Source organism: Pseudoalteromonas sp. 20-92, from assembly GCF_030847595.1.
GTDB lineage: Bacteria > Pseudomonadota > Gammaproteobacteria > Enterobacterales > Alteromonadaceae > Pseudoalteromonas > Pseudoalteromonas fuliginea.
The window spans coordinates 80938-93854 of sequence record NZ_JANJGQ010000003.1 but is presented as its reverse complement, the minus strand read 5'-3'; the positions used below and the strand labels follow the sequence as shown (position 1 = coordinate 93854).

The 12917-nt window shown below is 39.1% G+C and carries 6 protein-coding genes; all 6 read left to right on the top strand.

Annotated features, from left to right (window positions below; translation table 11 throughout):
• Positions 1-32: 32 nt before the first annotated feature.
• The 6 genes from fadI to truA all read left to right on the top strand — a co-directional run bounded on the left by fadI (position 33) and on the right by truA (position 12818).
• Positions 33-1343, top strand: a complete 1311-nt coding sequence (gene fadI, locus NRL14_RS04120; protein WP_008138643.1) for an acetyl-CoA C-acyltransferase FadI — start codon at positions 33-35, stop codon at positions 1341-1343.
• The gene (gene fadJ, locus NRL14_RS04115; protein ID WP_306724077.1) at positions 1343-3589 is read left to right on the top strand and encodes a fatty acid oxidation complex subunit alpha FadJ; all 2247 of its coding nucleotides are present in this window, start codon (positions 1343-1345) and stop codon (positions 3587-3589) included. Before fadI ends, fadJ begins: the two co-directional genes overlap by 1 nt.
• A 502-nt stretch (positions 3590-4091) precedes the next feature.
• Entirely contained in the window at positions 4092-5213 is a 1122-nt protein-coding gene (locus NRL14_RS04110) for a 4-phosphoerythronate dehydrogenase (protein ID WP_306724076.1), read from the top strand.
• A 48-nt stretch (positions 5214-5261) separates the two neighbouring features.
• Complete coding sequence (locus NRL14_RS04105; protein ID WP_306724074.1) at positions 5262-6278, top strand: aspartate-semialdehyde dehydrogenase; 1017 nt, start codon at positions 5262-5264, stop codon at positions 6276-6278.
• A 353-nt stretch (positions 6279-6631) separates the two neighbouring features.
• The gene (locus NRL14_RS04100; RefSeq protein ID WP_306724073.1) at positions 6632-11875 is read left to right on the top strand and encodes a FimV/HubP family polar landmark protein; all 5244 of its coding nucleotides are present in this window, start codon (positions 6632-6634) and stop codon (positions 11873-11875) included.
• A 148-nt stretch (positions 11876-12023) separates the two neighbouring features.
• On the top strand, positions 12024-12818 hold the full coding sequence (gene truA, locus NRL14_RS04095; RefSeq protein ID WP_007376857.1) for a tRNA pseudouridine(38-40) synthase TruA: 795 nt from the start codon (positions 12024-12026) through the stop codon (positions 12816-12818).
• The last annotated feature ends 99 nt before the right edge of the window (positions 12819-12917 follow it).

Below are 12917 nucleotides of genomic sequence, written 5' to 3'. Positions count from 1 at the left end.
AACAGGTCAGACCTGTCAGCGGGAGAGCATAAATGTCTGAGCAAAACATACTAAAAACACCAAAGGGCGACCGTATTGCCATCGTTAGCGGCTTACGTACACCTTTTGCAAAACAAGCAACAGCGTTTCACCATGTACCAGCACTTGATATGGGTAAATTGGTGGTTAACGAAATGCTTGAACGATTAAATTTCAATAAGTCAGAAATTGATCAACTTGTATTTGGTCAAGTAGTACAAATGCCAGAAGCGCCAAATATTGCACGTGAAATTGTATTGGGTACAGGTATGCCGGTATCGGTTGATGCATATTCTGTATCGCGCGCATGTGCTACCAGCTTTCAGGCTATTGCTAATGTAGCTGAGTCTATTATGGCGGGATCTGTAAGTGTAGGTATTGCAGGCGGCGCAGACTCGTCATCAGTACTGCCAATTGGTGTTAGTAAAAAGCTAGCAGGCAGCTTAGTTGATTTAAATAAAGCACGTACGCTTGGTCAACGCTTAAAAATATTTTCAAAACTGCGTTTAAAAGACTTATTACCAGTGCCTCCTGCAGTTGCAGAGTACTCAACAGGCCTTTCAATGGGGCAAACTGCTGAGCAAATGGCTAAAACACATAATATTAGCCGTGAAGATCAAGATGCATTAGCGCATCGTTCTCACTCACTTGCAACGCAAGCATGGGCTGATGGAAAGTTAAAAGACGAAGTAATGACGGCGCATTTACCGCCATATAAAAGCTTTATTGAAGAAGATAACAACATTCGTAAAAACTCAACGGTTGAAGGCTACGCAAAGCTTAAGCCTGTTTTTGACCGTCAGCACGGTACTGTTACCGCCGCAAATGCAACACCATTAACTGATGGTGCAGCGGCTGTACTTATGATGAGCGAAAGCAAAGCAAAAGCACTTGGCTACGAAATACTAGGTTACGTACGTAGCTTTGCATTTTCGGCAATTGGTGTAGAAAAAGACATGTTAATGGGCCCAGCTCATTCAACGCCTATTGCACTAGATAGAGCGGGTATTACGCTTGCTGATTTAGATTTAATTGAAATGCACGAAGCGTTTGCATCGCAAACACTTGCCAATATGAAAATGTTTGCCTCAGACAAATTTGCACAAGAGCATTTGGGTCGCAGCAAAGCAATTGGCGAAATTAACATGGATAAGTTTAACGTTAACGGCGGCTCTTTAGCATATGGTCACCCATTTGCAGCAACAGGTGCACGCTTAATTACGCAAAGCTTACACGAGCTTAAACGTCGTGGTGGCGGTTTAGCATTAACAACAGCGTGTGCTGCTGGTGGTTTAGGTGCAGCCTTTGTATTGGAGAGCGCGTAATGACAGATTCAGTATTTAATTTAGCGGTAGATGAAAATAAAATCGCCGTTGTAACTATTGATGTGCCAGGGGAGAAAATGAATACCCTGCGCAGTAGTTTTGCCGATGACTTAAAAGCATTATTAGAAGACGCTAAGTCGCAAAATGTAAAAGGCATGGTATTTATAAGCGGAAAAAGCGATAACTTTATCGCGGGCGCCGATGTAAAAATGCTCGATAGCGTTCAAAAGCGTGAAGATGCGCTAGCGATTAGCGAACTATGCCATCAAGCTTTTTTTGATATGACAAAACTGCCATACACTACAGTAAGTGCGATTCATGGCGCTGCATTAGGTGGTGGTTTAGAATTTGCTTTAGCGTGTGATTACCGTGTTGGTACCGACAGCGATTTAACAAAAATTGGCTTACCAGAAGTGCAACTTGGTTTACTACCAGGTGGCGGCGGCACGCAGCGTTTAACTAAAATTGTTGGTATTCAAAAAGCACTAGAGTGGATGCTAACAGGTAAACAAATTCGCCCTAAGCAAGCTAAAAAAGCAGGCGTGCTTGATGATTGCGTACCGCACAGTGTGCTGTTAAAAGTTGCAAAAGAATTTGCGACTAAGAAAAAGCCACAAGCAAAAGAGCCAAAGCTCGACAATATTAGTAAATTATTAGAGTCAAACCCGTTTGGTCGTAACTTTATCTTTAAAAAAGCCAAAGAAAACGTACTTAAAAAAACGGGCGGGCACTACCCAGCACCACTCGCTATTATTAAAGCAGTGCGTGCTAGTGTAGAGCTTGATGAGCTAAAAGCGTATAAAACAGAAGCTGAAAGTTTTGCAACACTTGTAATGAGTGACGAATCTAAAGCGCTTCGCGGTATTTTCTTTGCAACCACTGAAATGAAAAAAGAGTGGCGCAATGATGACGCACCCGCAATCAGTAAAACGGCTGTTTTAGGTGGTGGACTAATGGGCGCAGGTATTGCGCACGTAAGTGCAGTTAAAGCTAAAGTACCGGTACGTATTAAAGATGTAGCAGAGCAGGGCATTAGTAATGCAATGAGCTACACCTACAAAATTTTAGATAAGCGCCTTAAGCGTCGTATTATGTCTAAAGCTGATGTGCAGTTAACAATGAACCGCATTACAGGTACAACTGACTACAGTGGCTTTAAACACATTGATTTAGTGATAGAGGCGGTGTTTGAAGATCTTGCACTTAAGCAAGGTATGGTTGCTGACGTAGAGCAGCAATGCCAAGCAAATACCATTTTTGCTAGTAACACGTCATCATTACCAATATCGCAAATTGCAGCGCAGGCAGCACGTCCTGAAAATGTAATTGGCTTACATTATTTTTCACCAGTGGAAAAAATGCCATTAGTGGAAATTATTCCACACGAAGGTACGTCTCAAGAGACCATTGCTCGCGTTGTTAACTTTGCACGTAAGCAAGGTAAAACGCCAATTGTTGTAAAAGACATGGCTGGTTTTTACGTAAACCGTATTTTAGCGCCTTATTTAAACGAAGCAGCTAACTTAATGCTTGCGGGTGAGCCAATTGAAAAGATTGATGCAGCCCTAGTCGAGTTTGGCTTTCCGGTAGGACCGCTGGCTCTACTTGATGAAGTAGGTATTGATATTGGCTCTAAAATTGCCCCAATTCTTGAAAAAGAATTAGGTGAGCGTTTTAAAGGCCCTGATGCATTTGTGCGTATGATTGATTCAAAACGCCTTGGCCGTAAATCAGGTCGTGGTTTTTATGAGTACGACAAAAAAGGCAAAAAGGTTGATGAGTCAGTTTACGAACTACTGGGTGTTACCCCAGCTCCACGTTTAAACAAAAGCGAAATTGCTAAGCGTTGTGTATCGAAAATGCTTAACGAAGCAGTACGCTGTTTAGATGATGGCATTATTGCCAGCCCACGTGATGGCGACATTGGTGCAATATTTGGTATTGGTTTCCCACCATTTTTAGGTGGCCCGTTTAGCTATATGGATAAATTAGGCGCAAGTAAAATAAGCTCTGATATGTCTACATTGGCTAACAGCGATGCTAATTTTGCTCCATGTGAGTCACTGGTAACAATGGCAAGCTCTGGTGCTACTTTTTACACTGTTTTACAAGCCGATATAGCTGGTGAGCAAGCAACTGTGGATGCAGCGATTGCGGTTAAAGCGGACGTTGAAGTTACGCAAGAAGATGCTACAGAAGCCTCGCCTGAGGTTGTTGAAGTAAACGAAGATAAAATAGTAAAGTAATCCTTCAAAGTTACTTTTGATTAAATGCAGCTCGTTTAGATGAGCTGCATTTTTTAGGGAGTTACTTCAACACATTTTTATCTTTAGAAATTAAATGTACAGCGGTGTCGTTATTAAGCTCACAGGTTAAAAATATAATACTGTGATAAATCCTCTCTAAATTGACCGGTAATCCAAAAGCTTAATATGATCCTTTAAAGGTGATTTTTTCAAAAATGGACTGACTAGATCCTGTTTATTTTCGAGGTTAAACATACACTGTCCTTGCGTTCGCCCTAGGGGAAATTTACTCTTTGTTGCCTAAATGGGTGTAGGTAAGGGGCGGAAGCTTTGCTCGATTTTTACTTAGCCCACTAAGTTACAACCTCATGCCGCAATTAAATTGCCCCTAGAACGAGCAAATTTTAATCCTGAAAGGTCAACAAGCCCTCGCTTTTTAGTTTGTGTAAAGGCTAGGTTGTTCGCTACAATAGCGCCTCTTAATTGCTAAACGGACTCTGTAATGAAAATTCTTGCCGATCAAAATATGCCTTTAGTTGAGCAGTACTTTGCTGACTTTGGTGAGGTTGAGCGTTTTGATGGTCGTAAATTAACCCCTGAACAATTAATTGATGTAGATGTACTCCTTACTCGTTCAGTGACCAATGTTAATTATGAGCTGTTGTCACAAGCTAATAAGCTTAGCTTTGTGGGTACAGCCACAATTGGCATTGACCATATTGATACGCAATTACTGCATGATAGAGATATCGCTTTTACTAGCGCGCCTGGTTGTAATGCCGTTGCGGTAGCTGAATATGTAATTAGTAGCTTATTTGCATTAAGCCAAGAAAATGCGCGCCCATTGTGTGGTCAAACAATAGGTATCGTCGGGATGGGCAACATTGGTACGTGTTTAGCTGAAAAATTAAAAGCACTAGATGTTGATGTACTGTTATGCGATCCAATTAAGCACGAACAAGGCTTACTACAAGATCACATAGCGCTTGATGAGTTATTAGCAAGATCAGATGTTGTTACTTTTCACGTTCCCCTTGTTAAAAGTGGCGAGCATAAAACGCTGCACATGATGGGTAAAGAGCGATTAAAAGCACTTAAGCCAGGGCTTACGCTGATTAATGCAAGCCGAGGCGATGTAATTGATAACCAAGCGTTGCTTGAGGTAATGGAAGCGGGAGCCGATCTGGATTTAGTGCTTGATGTATGGGAAAAAGAGCCCAATATTTTAACTGAATTACTAGAACATGTTCGCTACGCCAGTGTGCATATTGCGGGTCATACGCTTGAAGGCAAAGCTCGTGGTACACAAATGCTGTATCAAAAACTGTGTGAACTGAAAAGTGTCGATGCGAGTAAATCGTTGAATGATTTTTTACCTACTCCAGCTATTACACAATCGGTTATTACGCCAAACTTCAATGAGCAGGATGTTGCCCGTTTAGTGCATTTAATTTACGACGTTCGCCGTGATGATGGTATTTTACTTCGCCACTTAGAAAGTGATGGTTTTGATAGTTTACGAAAAAGCTATCCGGTAAGACGAGAATTTAGCACCTTGTCGATACAAGGTGATAGCTTACAACTAGCTGCACTTAGTCAACTTGGTTTTACCATAGCTAAATAGTTATTTAACTAACGATGTTGTTTTAATGTCGTTTATAGAGGAAGAAATATGTCGCAAAAATATAACGTTGCCGTACTTGGCGCTACTGGTTTAGTAGGCCGTCAAATCATTGAAACGCTAGCAGACCGTAAGTTTCCTGTTGATCAGCTTTTTTTACTTGCTAGCAGCCGCAGCGCGGGTGAAGATATAAAGTTTCGTGGTGAGACCATTGAAGTATTAGACGTTGAAGGCTTTGACTTTAGCCAAGCGCACATAGGTTTGTTTTCTGCTGGTGGCAGTGTATCTGAAAAATATGCACCTATTGCAGCAGACGCCGGCTGTATTGTAATTGATAACACATCACACTTTAGAAATGATTTTGAAATCCCATTAGTAGTGCCAGAAGTTAATGCGTCAAGCCTAGCTGATTTTAGAAATCGTAATATTATCGCTAACCCTAACTGTTCAACTATTCAGATGATGCTAGCACTTAAACCAATTTATGATGCTTACGGAATAGACCGTATCAATGTATCTACTTACCAAGCTGTATCGGGCGCAGGTAAAGAAGCGGTTGATGAACTTGCAAAACAAACTGCTAATTTAATGAATGCTCGTCCTATGGATAATAAAGTTTTTCCAAAGCAAATAGCATTTAACGTTATTCCTCAAATTGATAGCTTTGAAGAGAACGGCTACACACGCGAAGAAATGAAAATGGTAAATGAAACCCATAAAATTTTGGGTGATACGACTATTGCTGTAAATCCTACATGCGTACGTGTGCCTGTATTTTTTGGACATTCTGAATCAATTAATATTGAAACGCGTATGCCTTATGACTTTGAGCATGTTAAGCAACTTTTAAAAGATGCCCCTGGTGTTGAGTTGATTGACGATGAAGGTGATTATCCAACGGCAGTATCTGATGCAAGTGGAAATGACGCTGTTTATATTGGTCGTTTACGAGCTGATATCTCGCACCCTCATGGTTTAAATATGTGGGTTGTAAGTGACAACACGCGTAAAGGCGCTGCAACTAACAGTATACAAATTGCAGAAGAACTTATTGCTAATTACATGTAATATTTTATAGCTAACGATTAGTTTAGAAGCGGTAAGCACCAATTGTTTGCCGCTTTTTATTCGGGTTACCGCCATTTTTTTGCCACTTATCTCACGAAGTATATAAACCTACTGATAATCCTCGATAAATTTATATTATTAATAATGTTTTTAGGTATTTATTTTCAATGTGTTGCAATGGATATTACTCCTGAACTGGTTTATAGTTTGTAATTGGAATAGAGCTTGCAACAAAAATAGATTGTAATAACAAATGTGAATCAGTCATTTGACTGATAAAAGCAAGATTAATCAATGTTTATGCACTTAACTTTCTCGGTGCTGCGTTAACATTTAAACATTAAAGGATCAGCATGCGCGGTTTAGCTACACTTATTATATTAGCGTCTGCATTGATAGTAACATCAGTTTACTCTCAAGACAGTACCCAGTTAAAGGGGCCAAAGGGCGCTGACTATGGTGCGCAAGGGCGATCTATTGGGCCAATAAAACCGACGGATACGCTTTGGCGTATAGCGGCTAAGGTACGCCCGGACAACTCGGTTAGCATTTATCAAGTTATGCAGGCTTTGTATAACAAAAATCCTAATTCATTTTTAGAGCAAAACCTTAACCACATGCAAAGTGGTGCCTATTTAAAAATTCCTACTCTAGCTGAAATTAGAAATGTTAATACACAACTCGCTAAACAACGTTCTGAACAAGATGATGCGTTATGGGAAAAGAAAAAAAACGGTACGCTTACGCAAAGTGAAATTAATTCAGCTCAAACTCAAGTTACTCAAGCTCGTAAAGTTGATGTAGATGACGCAAAAAAAGAATTACAAAAAGAAATTAAAGAAATTAAAACAGATCAAACTAGTAAGTTAGTTGAGCTTCAACAACAATTTAAAAGTTCAGTTGATAACGTAGAAGAAATTTTAGTTGAAAATAATAATTTAAAAAAACAGCTTACGGGCATCTCCAAAGAGCTTGAAAATGTGCGTATGCAGCTCGGTCAAGACAGTGAAATACAGCAACAGTTAAAAGAACTAATAATTAAACAAAATGAAATGATAGAACAGCAAAAGGCTGAGAAAATAGAGCCAGAAGCTGAATTTGATCTGGGATCTTTTTTATCTAATCCTTTTGTTCTTGGATTATTGATGGTTATTCCTGGGTTATTGATTGTTTTTGCTGTTGTGATGTTCTTACGCAAGCGGGCTAGTAAAGATGATGTCCAAAGCGACGATGATTTTTTACCACAAACACCTACCTACGCAAACGATGACGATTTAGATACTCAAAATATTGAAGACCCTATCGTCCCGGAACCACTTGATGACTTAAGTATTCAGCTAGATGATAGTTTAGAAAATGATATCTTACCGGACGATGATACCCCATTACCGGATGATGATATTGCTTTTGATGACAGCCTAGAGGACTTTACTGAGTCTGATAGCCTACTTGATCAGGATGAATTAGAAAGTTTATTAAGCGATGATATTGTTTTTGACGATGAAAATATTGAAGACGATGAACTTGATATTTTCATGCAACAAGATTTCGATAAATCACCTGATGATAGCCCAGAAGGTGATATTGATTTAGATTCGCCACTAGAATCATCAAATAGTGATGATATTTTAAGTAATGATGATTTAGATAGTTTATTTAATGAAGATGATGGCTTATCGGAGTTTGACTCACCACAAACAAACGATATAGAAGAAGATAATAGCCTAGAATCGAATGATGAAATGGCCGCCCTTAGCGAAGAACTCGCTGAAGATGATGATTTTGATATTGATGACTTATTAGATCAAACAAATACTGAATCAGATTTAGATAATACAGAAGATAGTCTTTCAAGTGAAAAAGATGATTTTGATTTAGACGATATTGATAGCTTAATTGATCAAGCTACAGACGATAGCGTTGATGAAGTCTTAGTCGAAGAAAGTGATGATTTTGATTTAGATGATATTGATAGTTTAATTGATGACGCTGCGGATGACATTGCACCTGATGCGTTAGTCGAAGAAAAAGATGATTTTGATTTAGACGACATTGATAGCTTAATTGACCAGGCTACAGACGATAGCGTTGATGAAGCCTTAGTCGAAGAAAGTGACGACTTCGATTTAGACGATATTGATAGTTTAATTGATGACGCTGCGGATGAAAGTGCTGCTGATGCGTTAGTCGAAGAAAAAGATGATTTTGATTTAGACGATATTGATAGTTTAATTGATGACGCTGCGGATGAAAGTGCGCCTGATGCGTTAGTCGAAGAAAAAGATGATTTTGATTTAGACGATATTGATAGTTTAATTGATGACGCTGCGGATGACAGTGCTGCTGATGCGTTAGTCGAAGAAAATGATGATTTTGATTTAGATGATATTGATAGTTTAATTGATGACGCTGGGGATGACAGTGCAGCTGATGCGTTAGTCGAAGAAAAAGATGATTTTGATTTAGATGGTATTGATAATTTAATTGATGAATCCGCAGATGAAGAAGCTGAGACTGAAAAGCGTGACTCTGATATTAATGTGGCATTAGCCGATTCTGCCGATGATTTAGCCGAAGCGCAGGAAGAATTAAATGTTGCTGATGTAGAGTCTCTAGCATCTACATTAATTGAAGAGCCTGAACTTGTAGAAGAGCCTGAACTTGTAGAAGAGCCTGAACTTGAAGAAGAGCCTGCGCTTTTAGAAGAGCCTGAACTTGAAGAAGAGCCTGAGCTTTTAGAAGAACCTGAACTTGAAGAAGAGCCTGCGCTTTTAGAAGAGCCTGAACTTGAAGAAGAGCCTGAACTTGTAGAAGAGCCTGAACTTGAAGAAGAGCCTGCGCTTGAAGAAGAGCCTGCGCTTTTAGAAGAGCCTGCTCTTTTAGAAGAGCCTGAACTTGAAGAAGAGCCTGAACTTGTAGAAGAGCCTGAACTTGAAGAAGAGCCTGCGCTTATAGAAGAGCCTGAACTTGAAGAAGAGCCTGCGCTTTTAGAAGAGCCTGAACTTGAAGAAGAGCCTGCGCTTATAGAAGAGCCTGAACTTGCGGCAGACCTAGATGATTTTTCAGATACTTCAGAGACCTTACTTGATCCAGAAGATGCACTAGAAGAATACAATGATGACGAACTAAAAAGTGTCGATGAACTCTTAAATGAGTTACAGCAAGTAGAAGATGATTATATTGAAACGCCAGAGTGGTCTTTAGAAGATTTAGATAATGATATTGAAGAAGTTGAAATTGATTTAGGTGATGATCCATTAGCAGATGATGCAAGCACAAATCGATTACCTGAACATTCAGATACCAATATGGTAGTGAGTGATGAAAATTCAGACGAATATACTGAATTAGATATAGACGAACCTTACTCAGATGCTACTGATGAACAAGATGTTGAGTCTACGCAAGATATTGATTTAAAATCTGAGACTAAACAAGTTATAGCAAGTCAAACTGAACAAGATTTAGCGAGTGCACTTGCGCAAGGAAGCGATTTAGATAGCCTCGAGGATGATTTAGACGATGAGCTGTTACTCGATAATGACTTTACTGAACTTGATAAAGATCTAGCAATTGATGCTGAACCACAAAACAGTCAAATAGTTGAAAACCTTGACGAATTCGATAATGATGAATTACCGATAAGCTTAGATGATGATATTACGGTTAATGAATCTGAAACTCCAGAGCTTGAAAAAAGTCAACCTTTAGAACCTGACGACGAATTATTACTCGATAATGATTCTACTCAGCTTGATACAGATTTAGTTAATGATGCTGAACTTCAAAATAATTCAAACGCTGAAATAGATGAAACTCTTAATGTAGAGGATGACGATGAGTTATCGGTAAATTCAGATGCTGATATTGCGGTTAATGAATCTGAAACTCCCGAGCTTGAAGAAACTCAACCTACAGAGCCGGACGACGAATTATCACTCGATAATGATTCTGCGCAGCTTGATACAGATTTAGTCAATGATGCTGAACCTCAAAATAATTCAAACGCTGAAATAGATGAAACTCTTAATGTAGAAGATAGCGATGAATTATCGGTAAATTTAGATAATGATTCTGCTCAGCTTGATACAGATTTAGCAATTGATGCTGAGCCACAAAATAATTCAAACGCTGAAATAGATGAAGCTCTTAATGTAGAGGATAACGATGAGTTATCGGTAAATTCAGATGCTGATATTTCGGTTAATGAATCTGAAACTCCCGAGCTTGAAGAAACTCAACCTACAGAGCCGGACGACGAATTATTACTCGATAATGATTCTGCACAGTTTGATACAGATTTAGCAATTGATGCTGAGCCACAAAATAATTCAAACGCTGAAATAGATGAAGCTCTTAATGTAGAGGATAACGATGAATTATCGGTAAATTTAGATGACGAACCAACACATTCATTACCGAGTCAAACCGAACAAGACTTAATGAATGCTCTCTCAGCTGAAAATGATTTAAATAGCTTAGATGATGATTTTGACGATGAATTATTGCTTGATAATGACTTTACGGAGCTTGATACAGATAACGATGAATTACCGATAAGCTTAGATGATGCTAGTACGGTTAATGAACCTGAAACTCCCAAGCTTGAAGAAACTCAAACTTTAGAGCCTGACGACGAATTATTACTCGATAATGATTCTGCGCAGCTTGATACAGATTTAGCAATTGATGCTGAGCCACAAAATAATTCAAACGCTGAAATAGATGAAACTCTTAATGTAGAGGATGATGCTGATAGCGATGAATTATCGGTAAATTTAGATGACGAACCAACACATTCATTACCGAGTCAAACCGAACAAGACTTAATGAATGCGCTCTCAGCTGGAAACGATTTAAATAACTTGGATGATGATTTTGACGACGAGCTGTTACTTGAGAATGATTTTACGGAACTTGATGCTGAATTAGAAAGCACTGCAGGCTCTGAAACTATGATTTCGGAAAACCCAGATGAAGCGCTTTCTAATGAGCTCGCTGGTGAGCAAACGAATGCCGATCGTGAAGCTGAAATAACCAGAACTGAGTTATTTAATAGCAGTGATATGGCATCAGATGATGAGCTTGATGATGAGTTTATGGCTGAGCTAACGGAAACTGATTTTGATTCATTACTTAACGAATTAGCTGAGCCAGAAGAATTAAGTGTTGAAGATAGTAGTGAGTTTGACGTTGATTTTGACAGTTTGCTAAAAGAAGACTTAGGAGTTGATGAGGCGTTAGTTGTTGAAGAACCGCTTGTCCAAAGTAACAATGTTGAGCAACTTGATAATGATGAATTTGTAGATATTGATTCATTATTAGAAGAAAGTGACGACGCAGAAATTGAACACGAACCTTACAACGACGTTAATATGGATGTTGGCTTGAGTGAATTTGACGCGTTACTTGCCGGTGATAATCCGACGGATGTTGATGCTGAAAGTGGTGGCTACTCAGCTAAATTAGATTTAGCGCGTGCTTATATTGAAATTGATGATTTTGATTCTGCGCTTAAAGTCATTGAGGATGTTATTAACAAAGGTCCTGAAGAAGTTCAAGAAGAGGCGCTTAGTTTAAAAGCTAAACTAAAATAATTAAAATGTTTATAAGAACCCGTATCTGGCTTAGCTAAATACGGGTTTTTTTATGTGTATTGGTTTGATTACGACAGGTCTCCTTTTATTGCATCGTTAGATAGCATAAAATGCCTCGTTCATTAGCACAGTAGGTAAAGCAGTAATTATGCGAGTAGCACTTGGAGTTGAATACAACGGCGCACGTTATAGTGGTTGGCAACGTCAATCTCATGTAAATAGCGTACAGCAAGAAGTAGAAAAGGCGCTGTCGCGCATTTGTAATCATCCAGTTGAAGTTATATGTGCAGGTCGTACAGATGCGGGTGTACACGGTACAGGCCAAGTAATACACTTTGACACTGAGGCCGATCGCGATATGGTTGCATTTACACTAGGTATGAATACTTTAATGCCTAAAGATATTGCTATTCGTTTTGCTCAACCCGTTGCAGATGATTTTCACGCTCGTTTTAGTGCTACAGCACGTCGTTATCGTTATATTATTTATAACTCGCCTTTGCGAGGAGCTGTACTAAATGAAGGCGTTACGCATTTCCATCATCAACTAGATGAAACCAAAATGCAGGAAGCGTGTCAGTATTTAATTGGCAAACATGACTTTACTTCTTTTAGGGCCATTCATTGTCAAGCGAATACACCGACAAGAACAATTCATCATTTATCGGTACGTCGCCAAGGTACTTACGTTATTATTGATATTAAAGCGAATGCGTTTTTACATCACATGGTGCGTAATATCACAGGCAGTTTAATGGATGTTGGTTTGCATAAACACCAACCTATATGGATAAAAGAGCTACTTGATTGTAAAGAACGCGCAAAGGCCAGTGCTACCGCTAAGGCTGCTGGTTTGTATTTAGTGGATGTTGACTACCCTGAGCAATTTGATATTCCTCAAACACCTTTAGGCCCTTTATTTTTGCCGGATATAGATGTTTAATTAAGGTTAGTATAAGTGCTTTTTATGAGCACTTTTAACTACTAAGACCAGTTTTTTATACCGCGTTAGTGTAATTCATGTTTTAATTGAAAAAATTTG